Origin of the sequence: Amycolatopsis marina (genome assembly GCF_900111885.1) — a bacterium.
Taxonomy (GTDB): Bacteria; Actinomycetota; Actinomycetes; order Mycobacteriales; family Pseudonocardiaceae; genus Amycolatopsis; species Amycolatopsis marina.
The window spans coordinates 1-18,367 of sequence record NZ_FOKG01000036.1; the positions used below are offsets into that span (position 1 = coordinate 1).

At 69.8% G+C, this 18,367-nt stretch carries 18 protein-coding genes and 2 pseudogenes; 10 read left to right on the forward strand and 10 right to left on the reverse strand.

From position 1 onward, the window contains the following. Both BM199_RS33600 and BM199_RS34085 read left to right on the forward strand, forming a co-directional pair. A pseudogene (locus BM199_RS33600) lies at positions 1–176 on the forward strand (IS701 family transposase); the annotation flags it as partial. Next, positions 173–337 (forward strand): hypothetical protein, encoded by a 165-nt coding sequence (locus BM199_RS34085; protein WP_177242661.1) that lies wholly within the window; start codon positions 173–175, stop codon positions 335–337. The pseudogene BM199_RS33600 and the gene BM199_RS34085, both read left to right, overlap by 4 nt. A gap of 95 nt (positions 338–432) precedes the next feature. Here BM199_RS34085 and BM199_RS35060 read toward each other — a convergent pair whose 3' ends face one another. Both BM199_RS35060 and BM199_RS31545 read right to left on the reverse strand, forming a co-directional pair. Continuing rightward, complete coding sequence (locus BM199_RS35060; protein WP_255565718.1) at positions 433–555, reverse strand: hypothetical protein; 123 nt, start codon at positions 553–555, stop codon at positions 433–435. 92 nt (positions 556–647) lie between these two features. Then, positions 648–878 carry an OST-HTH/LOTUS domain-containing protein gene (locus tag BM199_RS31545; RefSeq protein ID WP_113642914.1) on the reverse strand — a complete coding sequence of 77 codons (231 nt, stop codon included), beginning with the start codon at positions 876–878 and terminating at the stop codon, positions 648–650. On the opposite strand from BM199_RS31545, the gene BM199_RS34090 reads away from it, so the two are divergent. Together BM199_RS34090 and BM199_RS31555 are read left to right on the forward strand one after the other, a co-directional pair. Further along, on the forward strand, positions 877–1,731 hold the full coding sequence (locus tag BM199_RS34090; RefSeq protein WP_113642913.1) for a hypothetical protein: 855 nt from the start codon (positions 877–879) through the stop codon (positions 1,729–1,731). The genes BM199_RS31545 and BM199_RS34090 overlap by 2 nt on opposite strands. Further along, positions 1,728–2,147: a hypothetical protein gene (locus BM199_RS31555; protein ID WP_177242876.1), complete on the forward strand. Its 420-nt coding sequence runs from the start codon at positions 1,728–1,730 to the stop codon at positions 2,145–2,147. Before BM199_RS34090 ends, BM199_RS31555 begins: the two co-directional genes overlap by 4 nt. 120 nt (positions 2,148–2,267) lie before the next feature. Here the strand turns inward: BM199_RS31555 and BM199_RS31560 are convergent, their stop codons facing one another. Genes BM199_RS31560 through BM199_RS31570 form a run of 3 tightly spaced genes read right to left on the reverse strand, consistent with a single transcriptional unit; the run spans position 2,268 to position 6,405 of the window. Then, positions 2,268–4,310, reverse strand: a complete 2,043-nt coding sequence (locus BM199_RS31560; RefSeq protein WP_091679546.1) for an ABC transporter permease — start codon at positions 4,308–4,310, stop codon at positions 2,268–2,270. Next, the gene (locus BM199_RS31565) at positions 4,307–5,704 is read right to left on the reverse strand and encodes a sensor histidine kinase (RefSeq protein WP_091679549.1); all 1,398 of its coding nucleotides are present in this window, start codon (positions 5,702–5,704) and stop codon (positions 4,307–4,309) included. The genes BM199_RS31560 and BM199_RS31565 overlap by 4 nt, the downstream gene beginning before the upstream one ends. Next, positions 5,701–6,405: a response regulator transcription factor gene (locus tag BM199_RS31570; RefSeq protein WP_199542961.1), complete on the reverse strand. Its 705-nt coding sequence runs from the start codon at positions 6,403–6,405 to the stop codon at positions 5,701–5,703. The genes BM199_RS31565 and BM199_RS31570 overlap by 4 nt, the downstream gene beginning before the upstream one ends. Positions 6,406–6,593: 188 nt before the next feature. Here BM199_RS31570 and BM199_RS31575 point away from each other — a divergent pair, with 188 nt between their 5' ends. The 6 genes and pseudogenes from BM199_RS31575 to BM199_RS31600 all read left to right on the forward strand — a co-directional run bounded on the left by BM199_RS31575 (position 6,594) and on the right by BM199_RS31600 (position 9,844). After that, positions 6,594–6,926, forward strand: a complete 333-nt coding sequence (locus tag BM199_RS31575; RefSeq protein ID WP_091679554.1) for a PepSY domain-containing protein — start codon at positions 6,594–6,596, stop codon at positions 6,924–6,926. A gap of 59 nt (positions 6,927–6,985) precedes the next feature. After that, positions 6,986–7,960, forward strand: coding sequence for a DUF1259 domain-containing protein (locus tag BM199_RS31580; protein ID WP_083666521.1), 975 nt, complete (start codon positions 6,986–6,988; stop codon positions 7,958–7,960). Positions 7,961–8,058: 98 nt separating this feature from the next. Further along, positions 8,059–8,271, forward strand: coding sequence for a DUF378 domain-containing protein (locus BM199_RS31585; RefSeq protein ID WP_091679556.1), 213 nt, complete (start codon positions 8,059–8,061; stop codon positions 8,269–8,271). Continuing rightward, positions 8,268–8,813 (forward strand): Chromate resistance protein ChrB, encoded by a 546-nt coding sequence (locus tag BM199_RS31590; protein WP_245788976.1) that lies wholly within the window; start codon positions 8,268–8,270, stop codon positions 8,811–8,813. Before BM199_RS31585 ends, BM199_RS31590 begins: the two co-directional genes overlap by 4 nt. After that, a pseudogene (locus BM199_RS31595) lies at positions 8,810–9,242 on the forward strand (chromate resistance protein ChrB domain-containing protein). The gene BM199_RS31590 and the pseudogene BM199_RS31595 overlap by 4 nt, the downstream one beginning before the upstream one ends. After that, positions 9,239–9,844 carry a copper resistance CopC family protein gene (locus BM199_RS31600; protein ID WP_075849313.1) on the forward strand — a complete coding sequence of 202 codons (606 nt, stop codon included), beginning with the start codon at positions 9,239–9,241 and terminating at the stop codon, positions 9,842–9,844. Before BM199_RS31595 ends, BM199_RS31600 begins: the two are co-directional and overlap by 4 nt. 134 nt (positions 9,845–9,978) lie before the next feature. Here BM199_RS31600 and BM199_RS31605 read toward each other — a convergent pair whose 3' ends face one another. The 5 genes from BM199_RS31605 to BM199_RS31625 all read right to left on the reverse strand — a co-directional run bounded on the left by BM199_RS31605 (position 9,979) and on the right by BM199_RS31625 (position 18,319). Next, positions 9,979–10,572, reverse strand: a complete 594-nt coding sequence (locus BM199_RS31605; RefSeq protein ID WP_083666522.1) for a methyltransferase domain-containing protein — start codon at positions 10,570–10,572, stop codon at positions 9,979–9,981. A 117-nt stretch (positions 10,573–10,689) separates the two neighbouring features. Beyond that, positions 10,690–11,814 (reverse strand): hypothetical protein, encoded by a 1,125-nt coding sequence (locus tag BM199_RS31610; RefSeq protein ID WP_075849513.1) that lies wholly within the window; start codon positions 11,812–11,814, stop codon positions 10,690–10,692. A 5-nt stretch (positions 11,815–11,819) separates the two neighbouring features. Continuing rightward, positions 11,820–13,913, reverse strand: a complete 2,094-nt coding sequence (fxlM, locus tag BM199_RS31615; protein WP_091679559.1) for a methyltransferase, FxLD system — start codon at positions 13,911–13,913, stop codon at positions 11,820–11,822. A gap of 45 nt (positions 13,914–13,958) precedes the next feature. Continuing rightward, a complete protein-coding gene (locus tag BM199_RS31620) occupies positions 13,959–15,209 on the reverse strand; it encodes a lanthionine synthetase C family protein (protein ID WP_091679561.1) in 1,251 nt (416 codons plus the stop codon). Continuing rightward, positions 15,206–18,319, reverse strand: coding sequence for a lantibiotic dehydratase (locus BM199_RS31625; protein WP_177242877.1), 3,114 nt, complete (start codon positions 18,317–18,319; stop codon positions 15,206–15,208). Before BM199_RS31625 ends, BM199_RS31620 begins: the two co-directional genes overlap by 4 nt. Positions 18,320–18,367 lie beyond the last annotated feature (48 nt).

An 18,367-nucleotide genomic window follows, 5' to 3' on the forward strand; every position in this document is an offset into this window, starting at 1 on the left:
GGATCGAAGAGTGTTTCCAGCAGGCCAAGAACGAAGCCGGACTGGATCACTACCAGGTCCGGTCCTGGCGGGCGTGGTACGCCCACATCACCCTGTCGATGCTCGCCCACGCCTGGCTCGCCGTCGCCAAATCCCTTGCCATAAAAGGGGAATCGGTATCGCCGAACCAGACATGATCAGCTTTACACTACCGGAGATCCGGCGCCTGCTCACCAAGCTGGTCCTGCGTGTCGCCGACGCCGCCGAACACATCTGGTCCTGGTCACGCTTCCGCCGCCGACGACAACACCAAGCCCGCCTCAGCCACTACAAACGCCGCGGCTACCCACTTCCTTAACTGCCGTTGCAGTACTAAGCGTGGGTGGCCGGTAGGCAGTCGGACACTATGGAGACGGTCACGACTCGTGCTGCGCCCGACGAGCGGCGAACAGCTCACGGAGATTGCTCGGGGCCGGTCGCGGCGGCCCGAAGCCGGGCGATCTCCTGGTGCTGGGCGGCCAGCCGCGACAGCGCCAGGGTGCGAAACGCCGCCAGATCGGTGTTCTCCTGTTCCACAGCACAGCAATTCGGCCTCGACGACCTCGCGCCCTGACGGATCGGCGTCTTAGTCGGCGCGGGTTCAGAGCTGGTCGGGCTGGTCTACCAGGTCAGGGGCTTGTGAGCGCCAAGGTGATGTCGCCCCCCGAGGCGCCCACCACGGTGACTCGGTGCGCCACGCGGGCCAGGAAGTCGCGGAAGCTGCGACAGCCGTAGTTGCGCTCGTCGAACGCCGGGTCCAGGGACGCGGACGGCAACCACCAGTCCAGCGGCGTGGAACGCGATGTGCCCTGGGTCGCGATCACGCCCGTGGTCAACGCGATCCGTGTCCTGGAACGCATGGTCCCCGACGGAAGCCTGCTGTTCGACGGCCGTGCCCATGATCTGCGCTACCACCGGCCCGGCACCGGGTCGCTGAAACCTGCGGCCATCCGGCACCGGATCGAGGACTTCGTGGCCTGGGCGAACACCGAGGCCCTCACCCATCACCTGCCGGGCGAGGCGATTCCCGCCGACCCGCACGGCAAGATCGGCACCGCCCGGTTCCGCCGGTCGCTGGCCTGGCACGTCGCTCGCCGCCCGAACGGCCTGGTCGCCCTGGCCATCCAGTACGGCCACCTGCGCACCGCCGTCTCCGGCGCCTACGCCTCGCGCGGACGCGGCGGCATCCACGAACTGCTGGACATGGAGACCGTCCGCGCGGTCGCCGACACCGTCGCCGATCTGCACGACGATCTGGACAGCGGTGGTGGGGTCTCCGGTCCCGCCGCCCGACGCGCCATCACGGCCGCCGCGACGGCACCGCGCTTCGTCGGCACCGTAATCACCGCCCGCACCGCCCGGCGCCTGCTGACCAACGAGGACGCCATCATCTACGACAACCCGCACGCCCTCCTGCTCTGCCACTACAAACGCGAACAGGCACTGTGCCATCGCAAGGGTCACCGCGACGGTGTCAAGGATGGTGTCAAGGACACCCCCAGCCTGGACCGCTGCGTCCCCGGTTGCGGCAACATCGTCCGCACCGACCAACACGCCATCCAGCTCCGCCGCCGAGCCGACGCCCTGGACAAGCGCGCCGCCCTCGCACCGCATCCCGTCGCCGAACGCCTGCGGGCCAACGCCAGAAGGCTCCGCGACTACGCGGCCACGCACGACCGGACCCGCATGATGGCGGAGAACCCCGCCGAATGAGCCCCTCACCCGACGAACGCGACCGGATCCGCGCCGCAATGGACCGCATCCTTGGCGGTAAAGCGGAGAACTCCAATGGTGCCCTGACGATCGTCGCTCTCGCCCAGGAGGCCGGTGTTCCCCGCAACGCGCTCACCCAACGTCACACCGATCTCAGGGCCGAGTTCTACACGCGGGTCCGCGAGAACGGCGGCCCCTCCGAGGTTGAAGACCGGCTGCGCCAGACCATCGTCCGGCTCAAGAACACGATCGCCAACAAGAACACCGAGCTTGAGCAGTTCCGCGAGGACGTGTCCTCGCTGGTTCGCGCCATCAACGTGCTCACACTGGAAAACCAGCAGCTTCGTGAGGCCAACACGCAGGACGAGCCGGCCGTTGTACCGCTCCGGCCCCGACGCCCAACCACGACGGGATAGGTGACGCACTGAAACGCAAGCCACGGCCGGCGCGGCTTGCGACGTGACAACAGCTGGTCCGGCCGTCGTAGACCCGTACGCTGCGGGCGCTTCGACGATCGATGGGCATGTGGGCTCGATTCAGGTGAGGGGAAGCCCGAGCAGTGCGGCGGTGGCGCCGAGGCCGGCGCAGACGGCCAGGGTGCGCAGCATCGGCCAGCGGAGCGCGAACACCAGGACGAAGGCGATCGCGGTGATCGCGGCGGGCACGGAACGGAAGCTGGCAAGTTCGGGCAGGTTCAGCTGTAGCGGGCCGAATCGGTGGGCCTCGCTGGTGGTGAAGAGGGTGTGGAGGGCGAAGTAGAGGGCGAGGTTGGCGATCACTCCGACGACAGCGGCGGTGATGCCGGTCAGCGCGGTGGAGATGGCGCGGTTGTGGCGGAGGCGTTCGACGTAGGGGGCGCCGAGCAGGATGAACAGGAAGCAGGGCACGAAGGTGACCCAGGTGGTCAGCAGCGCCCCGAGCACCCCGGCCACCCATGGGTCGAGGCCACCGGGGTGGTGGTAGGCGCCGAGGAAGGCCACGAACTGCACGACCATGATCAGCGGGCCGGGGGTGGACTCGGCGAGCGCGAGTCCGCGCACCATGTCTTGGGCGGAGAGCCAGCCGTAGACCTCGACCGCGCGCTGGGCGACGAAAGCGAGCACGGCGTAGGCGCCGCCGAAGGTGACCACGGCGGTGCCGGAGAAGAACAGCCCCTGCGTGGTGAGCGTGCTGCCCACGCCGGTGAACACCGCCACGGCGGCGATCGGGGCGGCCCAGAGCAGCAGACCGACACCGAGCACGGTCAGGCCGCGCCGCGCCGAGGGCGGTTCGTGGTGCAAGGTGTCATCGGCGATCAACGGTGCTGGTCCGTCGGCGGCGCCGTTGGTGGGCGGGGGTTTGATCGTGCTGGGCGCGAACCGGCCAAGTGCCCAGCCGATGGCCGCTGCGGCGGCGATGACGATCGGGAATGGGACCGCGAACACCGCCAGCGCGATGAACCCGGCGGCGGCGATCGCCACGAGCGCCGGGTGGTGCAGGGCGCGTTTGCCGACACGGGCGACGGCTTGAGCGACGATCGCGACCACGGCGGGGGCGAGCCCGGCGAAGATCGCGGTCACCAGAGTGGTGTCGCCGAACGCGACGTAGATGGCCGATAGGGCGAGCAGGGCGAGCATGCCGGGCAGGACGAATAGGGTGCCGGCGATGATCCCGCCGCGGCGGCCGTTGAGCAGCCATCCCACATAGATCGCCAGTTGTTGGGCCTCCGGGCCGGGTAGCAGCATGCAGTAGTTCAGTGCGTGCAGGAAGCGTTGGTGGCCGATCCAGCGTTTCTCCTCGACCAGGGTGCGTTGCATGACGGCGATCTGGCCGGCGGGGCCGCCGAAGGTCTGCAGCGAGATCAGAAACCACGCCCAGGTCGCGGTACGCAGTGGGATCACGTCCAGGCTCGCAGGCTCCGACGATGGTGGGTGTCGTTCCTCGTTCTTCTCCACCGTGCTATGTAACCACGGTTGCAATTGGCTGTGGGGAGTGTCACTCACCGCCGCACACCTACGGCCGTGACCTGCTCGCATTCCACGTAAGTGCGGCGGTGGGTGTGCTCGGTTAGTGGGGTTCGGGGAGTGAGATGAGGCGGTGGGCGTGGTCGAACAGGGCGTGTTCGGCGAGTCGGGCGGTGGTGAGTGCGGCGAGGGCGGTGGCGGCGAGCAGCATGTACATGACCAGATCTGGTAGCGGATGGCGGTGAGCGGGTCGACGCCGGCGAGGATGAGTCCGGTCATAGCGCCGGGCAGGCTGATCAGGCCGACGACCTTGGTGGAGTCGATCGCGGGCAGCAGCGCGGAGCGTTGGTGGTGGTGGTGAGCAGCACCGGGCTGTTGCGCGACCAGGCCGACCCGGCGCCGCAGTGCCAGCACATCGAGCTCGGTGAGCGGGGTGCCGTTGAGCAGGATCTGGCCGGTGCTGGGGTCCTCCAGCCGGTTGAGCAGGCGCAGCAGGGTGGACTTGCCGGCGCCGCTGGGACCGACCACCGCCGTGCACGCTCCGGCCGGGAGACGGGCGCAGACTCCGTCGAGCAGTCGGGTTGGGCCGCGGGTCACCGTGACCCGGTCCAGCAGAAAACCGGGCACGGTGCTCATCCGGTTGCGGCGGCCGGGGCGTCCGGAACGGTGGCGTCGGGACGGTTGGCGGCGGGGAGGGTGAGGATGACGGTGGTGCCGCCGTCGGGATGGTTGGCGGCAGTCGCGGCACCGCCGTTGCGGCGGGCCAGCGCGGCGACCAGGGCCAGGCCCAGTCCGGTGCCGCCGCCGGTGCGGGCGTCGTCGGCGCGGGTGAAGCGGTCGAACGCGTGCGGCAGGAACTCGGGGGCGATGCCGGAGCCGTGGTCACGCACCCGGATGCTCACCCCAAGCTCGGTGTCGGGCGGGCTGGCCGTGATGATGACGGGTGGCTGCCCGTGCCGGACGGCGTTGTCGATCAGGTTGCTCACCGCCCGGTCGAGATCGCCGGGATCGGCGCGCACCGTGAGCTCCGGTGCGCAGTCCAGGAGCACTTGGTGCTCGTCGAGGGTGCTGCGGTAGCGGGCGATCACTGACTCCAGCACGGGCCGCACCAGGGTGGGCTCGCCGGGCCGGGCCGGCGGACCGGCCTGGTCGGTGCGGGCGAGCAGGAGGAGGTCCTGGGCCAGGCGGGACAGTCGTTCGGTTTCCTCCAATGCCGAGCCCAGCGCGGCGGTCAGTTCCCGTGTGGTGCGGGGTCGGCGCGCCGCGAGTTCGAGTTCGGTGGTCAGCAGGCTGAGCGGGGTGCGGAGCTCGTGGCTGGCGTCGGCGACGAACTGCCGTTCCCGCTCGACAGCGGCGTGCAGGCGGTCGAGCAGATCGTTGAACGTGGTGCCCAGCCGGGAGATTTCGTCGCGAGCCGACGGCACGGGTAGACGCTGCGTGGGGTGTGCGGCGGTGATGGTGGCGGCGCGGGCGCGCATCCGTTCCACCGGGCGCAGTGCGGCGGCGGCCAGCAGGTAGGCCCCGACCGCGGCGGCGAGCAGCGCCAGCGGCAGGCCGACCGCCAGTTCTTGGCGTAGGTCGGCCACCGCGGCGTCGCGGTCGGCGAGGGTCACCGCGGCCACGGCGATCCGGCCGTCCGCACCGGTGGGGGCGGCGGCGATACGCACCGGCCCGTCCAGCTGTCCGGCGGTGGCGTGATCGACCACGAGCTCGCCGCGCCGCGCGGTCGCCAGCTCCGCTGGAGTCAGCAGGGGCTGGTCGGCCACGTCCGGGGAGCTGGCGATGATCTGGCCTGCGTCGTCGAGGACCTGCTCGCCGGTGTCCCGGCCGCCGCTGGACAGCACTGGTGCGGCGGTGGTGGCGATCGGTTGGAGGTCGCGCAGCCGGTGCTCCAACGATTCGCTGATCGAGGCGTCGAGCGATTCGCGGGTGTGCGTCACGGTCACGATCCCGACCCCACACAGCACCAGCGCCATCATCACCGTGAACGCGGCGGTGAGCCGGATCCGGATCGGCCACCGCCGGATCATCGCGCCCCCACCTCGACCCGTGGTCGCCCGCCATCCGGGCGGAGCCGGTACCCGGCGCCGCGCACGGTCTCCAGCGAGACCACCGCGAACGGCCGGTCGATCTTGTCCCGCAGCGCGCGGATGTGCACCTCGACGACGTTGGAGCGCGACTCGTAGGCGAAGTCCCAGCAGTGCTCCAGCAGCAGCTCGCGGGTGAGCACCACGCCGGGCTGGCGCAGAAACATCTCCAGCAGCGCGTACTCCTTGGCCGTCACCGCGATCTCGGTCTCGCCGCGCCAGCACCGCCGGCTGGCCGGGTCGATCCGCAGATCCCTCGCCGCCAGCACGGTGGGGCGGGCGACCGGGCCGCGGCGGGTCAACGCCCGCAACCGAGCAAACAGCTCCGCCAGGTGAAACGGCTTGGTCAGATAGTCGTCCGCGCCGCCGTCCAGGCCGCTGATCCGATCGGTCACCGCGTCACGGGCAGTGAGCATCAGCACCGGCACCCACACCTGCTGGCGGCGCAGTCGCCGGCACACCTCAAACCCCGACAGCCGGGGCAGCATCACGTCCAGCACCACCGCGTCGTAGTCGCGGCTGACCGCCGCCCCGAACCCGTCGGCCCCGTCCGCGGCGACATCCACGGCGTAGCCCTCCTCGACCAGGCCACGGCGCAGCAGGCCCGCCATCTTCGGCTCGTCCTCCACCACCAGTACCCGCACCATCCATCACCTCTCTTCAGGCGCCACCCCCGAGCACCCTGCACAGGCGCCCCTTCACGGGCACGGTGCCACCACATCCGGGTGACCGCCGTCGTGTCTTCATCACGGCTTCATCTCCACCGACTACCCATACCCATGCAACCACCTCATGCAACCACGGTTACAGGAGCGTGGAGAATGGAGAAGGCATGAACCGCAAGACGAAGATCGGGATCGGGATCGCCGCCGGAGTGCTCGTCCTCACTGGTGGGGGCGTGGGCCTGGCCTCCGCGATGTCCGGCGACGGCGACGAGGTCAGCGGCCCCGCGGCCGACCAGGCACGAGCCGCGGCCGTGCAGACGGTGGCCGGCGGGAAGGCCGGCGCTGTCGAGACCGAGACCGACGAGGGTGCCGCCGCCTACGGCGTCACCGTCACCAAGCCCGACGGCTCCACCGTCGAGGTCCACCTCGACAGCACCTTCCACGTCGTGGGCACCGAGGCTCCCGGCCAGGACCACGACGCCGACGGTGACGAGGGCTGACCGCGTACCACCGACCACGATCTACACCGACCACGATCGAGTTCGAGGAGGGCAAGGACATGCCGTTCACCCCCGCCCGCGCGGCCCGCGTGGTGTTGCCGCTGGCCGCGCTGCTGCTGGTCCCGCTCGCCGGCTGTGGCACCGACACCACCCCCGCCAGCGACACCGCTGCCGACGCCGAGCATCGGCGCCACCAGCCGATCCCCACCACCGAGGCGGACTGGAAGCCGGTCACCGACACCCTGGGCCGCACCGGGAAGTTCGGCGACAACAACACCGTCTACCGCATCGGCCTGCCCCGCACCGACCTGCAGGTCACCTCCGGCGGCGTCGAGATCAAACCAGGGCTGTCGCTGGGCGGCTACGCCGCCTTCGCGAAGTACCGCGACGGCGTCATGCTCATGGGCGACCTGGTGGTCACCGAGGCCGAACTGCCCAAGGTCACCGACGCACTCCAAGCCCACGGCATCGCGCAGACCGCGCTGCACAAACACCTGCTGCAGCAAACACCGCCGGTGTGGTGGACCCACATCCACGCCATGAGCGACGACCCCGCAGCGCTCGCCCAAGGCGTGCAAGCCGCACTGGACGCCACCGCCATCCCAGCCCCGGCGCCACCAGGTCAGCAGCCGCCGATCGACCTGGACACCGCCGGCATCGACCAGGCCCTGGGCCGCAAGGGCACCGCCGACGGCGGCATCTACAAGTTCAGCATCGCCCGCAAGGAGACCATCACCGACGACGGGCATGTCCTTCCGCCCACGTTCGGGGTGACCACCGCGATCAACTTCCAGCCACTCGGCGGCGGGCGGGCCGCGATCAACGGTGACTTCGTGATGACCGCACCCGAGGTCCAGAAGGTGATCCAGGCGCTGCGTACAGGCGGGATCGACCTGGTCGAAGTGCACAACCACAGCCTCACCGAGCAACCCCGCCTGTTCTACATGCACTTCTGGGCCGTCGACGACGGCGTCACCCTCGCCAAAGCCCTCCGCCCCGCGCTGGACGCCACCAACCTGCAACCCCCAGGCTGATACCACTCACGCCGACAGCGTTTCCGGCCCCGTCGTGACGATCGGCGGGGCCGGACAAGCACCATGACAACGAGCATGACAACGGGAAGGAGCGCAGGATGCGGCCACGCACCGTTTTGGACTGGATCGCTTTCGTGCTACTGCTGATCGGCGCGTTCGCCTGGGCGGCGTTCGTCACCGACATCAACGTGCTGGATCGGGCACTGGAACCCATCGCCGATCCGCTCGACGACATCGTGTTCGTGCTGATCGGACTCGCGGGCCTGTACTGGATCGGCCGCGTCGTCGTCGGAGACCGAACACATCAGTGAGCAACTCCACCGATCCAGCGCACGAGCGACCATCGACGGGATCGGCAGCGCCGCGGCAGGCAGGGCAGCGGGCAGGGCAGTGGGTGTTGCTGTCCTACCGCATGCCCCGCGAGCCGTCCACCCCGCGGATCACGGTCTGGCGCAAACTCAAACGCCTCGGCGTCGCCCAACTCGGCGACGGGCTGGTCGCGCTGCCCGCCGACGCCCGCACCCGCGAACACCTCGACTGGATCGCCGACGAGATCCTCGCCGCCGGCGGCACCGCCGGCGTGTGGCTGGCCCAACCAACCAGCCTGGCACAGGAACGCCGCCTGGCACAGACCATGGCCGCCGCCCGCGCCGCCGAGTACCGCGCCGTGCTCACCGAAGCCGAACAAGCGCGCTCACTCGGCGAGGCCGAGCGACGACGCGCCCTGCGCACCCTGCGCGCCGAGCTGCGGCGTATCCACCGCCGCGACTACTTCCCCCCACCCGAACGCGACACCGCGCAGGCCGCTGTGGACGCCCTGCACCCCGACCACCACACCGAGGAGACCGCATGAAGTGGGCCACCCGCGAACACATCCACATCGACCGCGCCGCCTGCGCCTGGCTCATCCGCCGCTGCATCGACCCGGACGCCGCCTTCGTGTTCGTCACCGACCCCGCCGACGTCCCCCCCAGACGCCACCCCGTTCGACATGCGCGGCGTCGACCTCGGCCACCACGGCGACGACTGCAGCTTCGAAACCATCCTGCGCCGCCACGACCTCACCGACCCCGTGCTCTGGCGCATCGCCGAAATCATCCACGAAGCCGACCTCGACGACGAACGCTACGACGCCCCCGAAGCCCCCGGCCTCGACGCCATCCTCCGCGGCCTATCCATGATCGGCGACGACCAGCACACCCTCACCATCACCAAACCCATCTTCGACGGCCTCTACGAGTACTACCACCGCGCCCAGATGCTCGGCCGCGAACCCGCATGACCGCAGGGAACATCCGCCGCGCCACCCTCGGCATCCTGGCCGCCCTGCTCTGTGCAAGCCTGCTCGGCACCGATCACCCCGCGACAGCGACCCCCTCATCAGCGGTGCCCTTGCTGGAAGAAGCCACCCCACCAGCGAATGCCGTCCTCACCGAACCGGTCGACTGGGTGTACCTGACCTTCGACCGACTGATCAACACGTTCAGCATCCGGGTCACCGGCCCCAACGGCCACGACGTCGCCCGCGACAACGCCATCGTCAAGCACGACATGATCTCCCAGCCACTGCACACACTCACCCAGCCGGGCACCTACCGCGTCACCTGGCAGGTCATCGACCTCGACGGCCACCAGGCCAGCGGATCACACAGCTTCACCATCACCCCCGGCGTCACCACGACCCCCGAAAACACTGCCACCACACCAGCCACCACCCCCCACTCAGTACCGCCGACAGCGCCACCAGCCACCAACCAGTCCACGATCACCACGCCGCTGGCCGCCACGATCGCACTCAGCCTCCTGGCAGGACTAACCCTCCTCACCATTCGTCACCGTCGACGCGTCCGCGCATCACGTGCGCAGCGGCCAGACCGGACATGACGACAACCGCAGTCACGAGACATTCGGTCGGCATAGCTCCCGTAGTCCTGGCCTACCAGCGCGAAAGCCAATGCGGTGTCAGATTCCAACAACACCAGAGCCATCGACTCACCGCCAGCCTGGCCGTGAGAAGCTCAACAAGCTGACTTGACAGGGAACCGCAACGGGGCGACCAGCCGTTCTCCAGGTGCGAGCTGCTTCCACCACTGGGCGGGGATGTCCCACGGTGAGACCGTGGCGATCATGCGGTCGTACGGGGCGTGGTCGGGGTAGCCGAGCCCGCCGTCGCCAGTGATCACGTGCACGTCGCCGTAGCCGGCGGCGGCCAGCGCTTGTGAGGCTTTCGCGGTCACGTCCGGGTCGACGTCGATGGTGGTCACCAGGTCCGCGCGGCCGGTCAACTGGGCGAGCAGGCTGGCGTTGTAACCGGTCCCCACTCCGATCTCCAGGATGCGGTTGCCCGGCTGGACGTCGAGTTGGTCGAGCATCGCGGCTACTAGCCAAGGTGCCGACGCGCAGGACAACGACCGGCCGTCCTCGAACCGGTGGGTGACCACCGCCTGCCACGGGTCGTAAGCGACCGCCAGGTCGGCGTCCGGCACGAACTCGTGCCGCGGTGTGTCGCGCAAAACCCGCTCGACGTCGCTGTGCTTTGCGTGCCCGGCCTTCTGGATCCTCTCGACCATTGCCGCACGTAGCGCTTCCGGCGAAGTAGTGGTGGTGTGCATCGTTCCTTCGTATCAACGATCGTCGGGTTGGCGGGCATCGTTAGTGATCGACACGGGCTGTTTCTCGGGCCGAGGAAGCAAACCCGTTGTGGTGCAACGGCTTCACTAGGACCCGCCCTACGGGTTCGCTGGAGCGTTGACGTTGCAGGACATCGTCTTCACGCTGCGTGCCATGGCCTCTTCGGCGCAGGCTAGTGCTGTCGTGAGGTCTGCCAGCAGTGTGGCCGGGAGCGTGCCGCTGCCGAGCGCGCACGCTTCGACCGAATCGGACAACTCGCGCGCTTGGGAGTCGGTGAGCAGCTCGCGGCAACCATTGTGGGCGAGTACATCGCGAGCGACGTATCCGTCTCGTGTCGCGGCGGCGTAGTCGATCAGATCAACGGCGATCTGGTGCACGGGTGGATCGTCAACGGTGCCGATGGCGTCGATGAAGGACAACCCGAGCCGTGTGTGGAAGACCGCCAAGCCGGGCGCGGAGGTGTCGAGTCGGTGGTACTGGTTCAGGAGCGTGGGCAGATCGGCGACGCCCGAGGCGCCGTGGCACTGGATGGTCAGGCAGGCGGTCACGGCGTTCTCCCAAGGGTCTCCTGGTGTTGTGTCGGCCAAGAGGGTGAGGGCGCTGTCGGTGTCCCCGGATACGGCGTGGGCGATGACCGCGATCTGGCGACCGTCAAGCATCCGTCGCCCGACGCCCTTGTACGCGTCGAGCCGGGCGCGTGCCTCCGCCCAGCGGCCGGCTGCGGCCAGAGCGCGGCCACCGGTGGCCAGCAGGACTGCCCACAGCCAGCTGCGGATGTGCTGGTGCGTCTCGGCGGAGTCGGTGAGGTCGGCCGGGATCTCGATGCCGTCGACGATGGCGTCAGTTCGGGCGGAGACCGCGGTGAACAGGGTGTCGATCAGCGCGAAGGCGCGCTCGCCCTGACCCTCGCGGATGTAGAGGCGGGCGAGGTTGGTGATCGGTTCGAGAGCGAGGCGGGCTACCTGCGCGCCCAAGGGGCGGGCGCGCAGGTAGATGTTCACCTGCTGGTGGCACCACCGCCGGGCCAGTTCGGGCAGGCCGCAGTCGGAGGCGATGAGCGCCGCGTTGTTGTGCACGGCGGCGGCTTCGGCGAGCTCGCCGCTGTGCTCGACTTGGCGTGCTCGGTCGCACAGCTCGGCCACCCGCCGGGCCAGCGGGAGGCAGGCCGGGCGGGTTCGGGCAACGAGGGGGAAGCGGCGGGCGAACTGGCCGGCGGGGTCCACGGGCGTCACTCCCAGGTGACGGTCATGGGCTTGGTGGGGCGGTCCAGGACCACGAAGCCGGGGTTGGTGTCCGGCTGGGGCGCGGTGTCGGGAATGGCGAATCGGACGGTGCTGGCGCGGAAGCCCTGGTCCCAAGTCGAGATCTCGACCGAGACCTGCTCGGCGAGTTCCTGCGCGTTGGGGCCGTGGCCGATGACGCCGACCTCGTAGCGTCGGCCGCCGTCCGGATCGGGGTCCGCGGCGCGGATGGTGAGGTAGGCGAGGCTGCCGTCGGCGGCGGTGGTGGCCATCGCCACCGAGGGGAACATCGGCCGCACAAGGCCGCTTTCCTTCGCAGCGGGAGCGACCTCCATGCGCATCAGCGGGTTGGGCAGGTGGCAAGCCAGCCAGAGATCCAGCCATTCGAAGGATTCCATCGGGACGAAGTGCACGCCGGTCCACACTTCGCAGGCAGGGCTGTCGAAGACGCCGGTCAGGGTGTCCGGGTCGGTGGCGTGGTTGTTGTCCTTATGGATTTGCAGCGTCACCTCCCCGGTGCCGGTGAGGTCCAGAACGCGGCGAGCGTCGTCGCCAAGGCCACGCAGCGGCATGAAGATCGCCATCTCGCTGCCCAGGCTGCGCCAGCCGTCCTGGTCGCGTTCGAAGACGATGCTGCGAGAGGCACAACCACGCAGGCGCACCGGAGCTACCAGACGTCCGCCGGGTGTGAGCTGGTCGAGCCAGGCAGCCGGGACCTCGTGGGCACCGACGGTAGCGATGACGCGGTCGAAAGGCGCAGTTTCTGGGTGGCCGAGTGCGCCGTCGGCGGCGACCGCCTCGACGTTGTCGATGCTGGCTGCGGCCAGGTGCTCGCGTGCTCCGGCGACGAGGTCCTCGTCGATGTCGATCGTGGTGACATGCCCGTCGGCGCCGGTGAGGGTGGCCATCAGGGCGGCGTTGTAGCCGGTGGCCGCGCCGAGTTCGAGCAGCCGTTCGCCGGGCTGGATGCCGAGCTGTTCGAGCATCATGGCGACGATCTTGGGCTGGGACGCGGCGCTGATTCGGGTGCCGTCGCCCTCGTGTTTGGTGTAGACGGGCTCGTCGGCGTACGCCTCGACCAGGGGGACGTCGGGCAGGAACAGGTGTCGGGGCACCTGCCGGAACGCGGCCTCCACAGCGTCGGTGCGGACGGTGCCGTCCTTGACGAGGCGGTCGGCGAGCTTGGTACGCAGCTCGTCGGCGGAGCCGGTGGAAGCGTCACTGACGGTGGTTGTCATTGCGGGAACCCTAACGGTGTTGGAGGTGGTCCCGGCTGGTGCCTGCCGGGTAGGCGTGCTGTAAAAAACGGTGTCGACGGCCAGCGCGGCGAGGGTGGCCTGGTCGGTGCCGGAGAGACCGGCGCGGTTGGCGTGGAAGATGAAGTGGTGCGCCAGGACGGCGCGCAGGCCCCGCTCGAGGTGTCCGGCGCGAGCGAGTTCGGCGAGTTGGCGGCCGGCCGTGTCGAACGCTGTCCACCAGGTCTCGGGAACCACGTCGGGGGCGACGTCGGCGACCTTGTGCGTGTTGGTGGTCATCAGTCGGCGCACGGCTTGGCTCAACCGCTCGGTGTGCGGAGAGTTGTTGGAGTGGGGTTGGGCGGTGGGCCGGAGCGCAGCCACCTTGTCCCAGACGTCGCCCTGCTCGAACCAGTCCAGCCCGGCGGCGCGCAGCATCGAGCTGAACAGCAGGACGGTGGTCTCTCTCTGACCCAAGGCAGCGGGTTTCGTGGCACGGGCGAGGCAGTGGCGACTGTCGTGGTGAAACAGCGAGTGCGCGATGTCCATCGCGGCGGGTCCACCGAAGGCAAGGGTTTCGGGTTCGTAGATGCCGCGAGTCCAGCGCGCGAGATGCCCATCGGCCTCCAGGTCGGACAGCAGCGTGTCGACCGCTTTCGTCTCGGGGTTGACCGGTTGGTAACGCAGCCGCCAGGCGGGTGTCTTGCGCAGGTGCCACCACGTGTCGAGTTCGCCGTCCTGTTGGGCCTGGTCGAGAGCGGGTACGAGCAGGGTCGCGGCGGTGTGCTCGGCCGTGGTCGGGTCGGCGAACTCGACCAGGTAGTGGTGCCAGCTGTCCGGCAGCATCAGCGCGGAATCTCCTCTCGGTCGGACGGATCGCGTTCGGACGGATCAGGTGATGAGCAGGCCGGTGCCCCAGCCTGTCGCGGGCTCGATCTCAGCGGCGAGGGCAGCTAGGCCGACCCCGGCAGCGCCTTCGAGGAAGCCGGGGCCTTCGGGAACGGCCTGGGCGCAGGCGCGGTGCAGCATCTCGGTGGCCAGCGCGCGGAGTCGGGAAGCGGCCGGCTCCGGTGTGTCGATGGCGGTATGAGCGGTGATCCGGGCGAGTCCGGCGTAGCCGTGGCACAGCGAAGCGTCGCTGATCAACGCATCCTGTTCCGGGTCGGTCACCGCACTGATCACGGCTTCCTCGGCGATCTGGCGGCGATCGGCGTCGTCGAGGGCCAGGGCGGCGAGGTGCAGGGTGCGGGCGATGCCCGCTGTTCCGTAGCACCAGCTCGGGCGTCGGCTGGCCCCGCTGTGCCGCACGTACATCGGCGTCGAACGCGCCTCGTCTCGGGTGACCATGTAGGGCCACCGGTGCCCGCTCGGAGTGCTTATGCGCCAGGAGTCCAGCCACGCGCAGATCGTCGCGACGGCCTGGCGCTGCCCGTCCACGGCGATGCCCCGGCGCAGGGCCTGGGCCAGCAGTGCCAGCGGGCCGCCGATGCCGTGTGCTACGCCGAAGTTGCCGTGGCCTCCGGGGAACTCGTCGTCCTCGTGGCCGGTGGGACCGGTGAGGGTCCACCACCCCGGCAGGGCCTCTCCTTCGACCATCACCGGTTGGGTGAGCCGCACGAGGGCGCCCAGAACGGCCGGCAGGGCGGTGCCGTCGGGGTCGTGGTGCAGCAGATGGGCACCGAGACCAGCGAGGCCCCGAATCGTGTCGAACTCGGCCATCTGCGGCAACATCCCGACGACGTCCATGCGCTCGTGGGCCTTGTCGACGCGGTTGTGGGCGTCGGCGGCGATCTGCCGGGTCAAGGGCGTGAGGGCGGACTGGTACGTGCCGGGACGGACTGTGGCGGCTCCCGCGAGGGCGCGCGCGACTGCCGGCGCGCCGTAGAACAAGCCGGTGCTCGCTCCGGCGGTGATCGGCTTGCTGGTGACGGCGGTCAGCCAGTCATGGGCGCGGTCGAACGGCCGTATCCCGGCGGCTGCCAGCTCGATGTGCAGCAGTGCCACACCAGGAGCGCCGTGGGCGAGGGATTGGTGCCACCACGGCTCGTCCGTGGGCAGGTGGGGGGCGTCCGGCCGGGCGAGGCGATCGGCGATCCCCGTCGCGTACTCGACCGCGGCATCCGAGGCGAGGTCGGCGTTCATCGCGGTCCTCCGGTGCGGGCGGCGAAGGTCAGGGCCGCGGTCCGGGCCAGGTAAAGGCACACCGCCTTGTCGTCGGGCTCGATGCCGTAGGCCCGCAGGAAGTGCGTGTGCAGCAACGAGCCCAAGGCGGCGTCCGGGTCGACGCCCTCGGCCTCAGCCCCGGACAGGTGCGCTCGGTAGGCAGCTACGGTCTGGGCGCGCTCGGCCCATGTCGCGACGACCGAAGCCGCACCCGGCGTGCTGCGCAAGGCGCGGAAATTCTCGGAGGGGTCGGCGAGGCATTGTGCCTCGGTGAACACCGGCCGGGGCACGACGGTAGGAGGTTTGGCCGGGACATGGTCGACCAGCCACCGCATCCCGGCCTCGGTCCCTCCCATGAAGGCGACGGCGATGGCGGCGAAGTTCGCCGCGGCCAGAGCATGGTCGTGCGGTCGCGCGGGCCAGGCGAGCTCGGCGAGCACGGCGCGGGAGTCAGCCGTGAAGAACGCCTCGACGGCTGATAGTGCCGCACCTGAGCCCCAGCGGCCGGTCTCCGGGTAGGAGGTCGCGAAAGCGATGTCGCGCAGCAGGCCGAGGCGGCGGAGCCGGTCGGCCCAGGCGCTGACCCGGCCGGCCGCCTCGCCGAACACCACTGGCTCAGTGCTGAGGAGACTGATCCGCAAGCGCAGGTAGTGCTCGTTGCCCTCGCGGAATCGCAGAAACCACCACCGCGGTTGGGCATCGCCCCACTCCGCCAGCAGTGCGGGCAGGTGCTTGGCGAGCACGGTGTTGTGACGTTGCGGGTCGCCGTAGAGCTTGGCGAACAGCATGGGGGAACCACCCGGCGACAGCCCGTGCTCACCTGGCCGGACGATCCGCTGGGGCGTCGGGCGCGGTGGCCGCGTCGTGGCCTGCGGCTGACAGCTGGCCATGGGCACGACGACGTCGTGAGCACGGCCATCGAGCCATCCGGCGGCGTCCTCAGCGGGTCCTTCCTCCAGCACCGCGTGGGGGTGGGTACCGAGGTGCTCGCGCAGCAGGACCCGGTGTGCGTCCTCGACGAGATCGAGCGGCAACCGCCAGTCCCCGTCGACCAGGAACACCGCCTGCGGGAGGCGGCGGCGGGTGCGCCACTCGGCCAGGGCGCTGTCCCAGGTCGCCCAGCTGGAGGTCCGGTCGGGAAGGTCGGCTGCGGCCAACCGCCACCGGGCCGGGGACAGCACGATGCGGCCGAAGCGCAGCCGAGGAAGAAACGGCAACGTGGCCGCCGTGCCCCAGTCGAAGTCGGTGACCTCCGCGCAGTGTGCGCGGGTCAGTTCGACCAGGAGGCGGGCCAGCGGCGGAGTGTGTTTGCGTAGGTTGAGTGCGTGCAAGCCCCACGCTTCGACCCTCGCGCCGAGGGCGGGTGCGGTCAGATACAGGCGGTCGCTGTCGCAACTGACCGCCAAGTCCGCCGCCGTGAGGACCGCCGTTGACGCGGCGGTGTCGCGGTGTTCGGCGAGGCTGACGATGGTTGGCAGGACCTGGGCGCTGCGGGCGACGTGTGCGGTGGCGGGGTCCAGAGGCGGGAATGACAACTGGGCCTGGATTACCCCGTCAGACGCGGGCGGGGCGAGCGGCGTGATCAGCATTCGGCGGTCGTGTTCGTCGAACAGGTGCAGGAAACGGCCGCTGACGACGCCGGCCGATCGCGAGACTGAGGTAACGACGAGCTGGAAGTTGCCCTGCTTCAGGGCTTGCAGGCTCGGGGAGTCGACACGGGCGCACAACTCGAGGTGCGAGGGCAGCCGCATCGAGTGCACAGGCGCCAGCTCCAGCTCGGCGATCAACCTCTCGCCGAGGACGACCTCTTGCTGACCGTCCAACGCGGCGGCCTGGGCCAACGCCAGCAGCCGTTCGTCCCGAGGCGTCTGCTGGGGTCGTGTGACCACTCCGCTGGTGCCGGGGTAGCCGTCAGGCCAGCCGATCCCGCTGTCGGCAATGACCTCGAGCAGTGGCACCTGTGCGCCGGTGCCGAACCGCTGGTAGAAGCGTCGGTGGAAGTCCGCCCAGGCTGCCGTACTGCTGGCGCGGGAGGTCAGGCGCGCCAGGACCAGCGCGGCACGTTCCGCTTCGCGGGCGACTGCGCTGGGGAGCACGACGTCCAGGTCCAGCCGCAGGTCGACCGTGACTGGGCTCCGCCGTGACGGAGCCAGGCGGCTCATGGACGCGGCGGCGTCGGTCCGTAGCCTGCGCCGCGCTTCCGCTGGGCTGTTCCGATGTCGCCGCAACATGTCGTGGATGTCGTTCAGCGTCATGCACCGCTCGGTGGCAGCCTCGCCGACCGTGGCCAGCTCGCGCACCAAGTGGCCAAGTGCGTCGGGCTCCGTGCTCGGCGCATGGAGGTTGGTGACGAGCACGCGACGAGCGACCAACGTGGCCAGCAAGCCGGTCACCGTGCTCCCGGCGGTGCTCGGGAACTCGGCCTGTACCTGCTCGCGCATGTCATCGAAAGGAATCGGTGTCCGCGCAGCTCGCACGGCCGCGCGCACCGGGCCGGTGTAGCGAAGTTCGACTTCGACTGCGCCGGTGCCTCGATGGTTGACGGTCGGCTGGTACGGAACCACAAGCCGCTCACCGCGCACCATCAACGTGGAGTTCGCGACGAGGACCAAGCGCTCCAGGATCTCGGCCTGACCTTCCAACCGTCGGATGACCTCGGCCAGCCACCCGGCGTCGGCCGCAGCGTCCGCGCGATGATCATCACCCCAACGCTGAGAGGGATCCGCGTCGAACCGCGCGGCGGTGACCCCGGCGAACAAGCCGTTGGGAGTCGGACGGCCGGTCAACCGTGCCAGGTACCGCAGAACGGACAGCACCACGCGCCGGGATTCGCGCTCGCTGGCAACCTGAGCGCCACACAGGTTGTGGACGCGGTCAGCAAGGACAGGGCTGGCCAGGCCGATGGCGTCACGGACGGCTTCGACCTCCCACACTTCGCGCAGCCAGTCCACCCACGCGGTGACGGCGTCGGCCCCGGTCGCGGTCAGCGTCGGCCACGGCGGAAGTTTCAGCTCGCCCTCTGCAACAGCCCGGACCAACAGGCCACCCGCGGCTCGAAAGCCGACGCGGTCGGGCAAGGCCGTGGACACGGGACACCTCTCCAAAGCGACGGATGGAAACCGGACGCCCGCCCAAGA

Bases quoted from the DNA above. Each gene is read 5' to 3' on its own strand.
- BM199_RS34085 (WP_177242661.1), top strand. From the start codon at position 173: ATGATCAGCTTTACACTACCGGAGATCCGGCGCCTGCTCACCAAGCTG.
- BM199_RS34090 (WP_113642913.1), top strand. From the start codon at position 877: ATGGTCCCCGACGGAAGCCTGCTGTTCGACGGCCGTGCCCATGATCTG.
- BM199_RS31545 (WP_113642914.1), bottom strand. From the start codon at position 878: ATGCGTTCCAGGACACGGATCGCGTTGACCACGGGCGTGATCGCGACC.
- BM199_RS31555 (WP_177242876.1), top strand. From the start codon at position 1,728: ATGAGCCCCTCACCCGACGAACGCGACCGGATCCGCGCCGCAATGGAC.
- BM199_RS31560 (WP_091679546.1), bottom strand. From the start codon at position 4,310: ATGAGCACCGTGCCCGGTTTTCTGCTGGACCGGGTCACGGTGACCCGC.
- BM199_RS31565 (WP_091679549.1), bottom strand. From the start codon at position 5,704: ATGATCCGGCGGTGGCCGATCCGGATCCGGCTCACCGCCGCGTTCACG.
- BM199_RS31575 (WP_091679554.1), top strand. From the start codon at position 6,594: ATGAACCGCAAGACGAAGATCGGGATCGGGATCGCCGCCGGAGTGCTC.
- BM199_RS31580 (WP_083666521.1), top strand. From the start codon at position 6,986: ATGCCGTTCACCCCCGCCCGCGCGGCCCGCGTGGTGTTGCCGCTGGCC.
- BM199_RS31585 (WP_091679556.1), top strand. From the start codon at position 8,059: ATGCGGCCACGCACCGTTTTGGACTGGATCGCTTTCGTGCTACTGCTG.
- BM199_RS31600 (WP_075849313.1), top strand. From the start codon at position 9,239: ATGACCGCAGGGAACATCCGCCGCGCCACCCTCGGCATCCTGGCCGCC.
- BM199_RS31605 (WP_083666522.1), bottom strand. From the start codon at position 10,572: ATGCACACCACCACTACTTCGCCGGAAGCGCTACGTGCGGCAATGGTC.
- fxlM (WP_091679559.1), bottom strand. From the start codon at position 13,913: ATGCTGCCGGACAGCTGGCACCACTACCTGGTCGAGTTCGCCGACCCG.
- BM199_RS31620 (WP_091679561.1), bottom strand. From the start codon at position 15,209: ATGAACGCCGACCTCGCCTCGGATGCCGCGGTCGAGTACGCGACGGGG.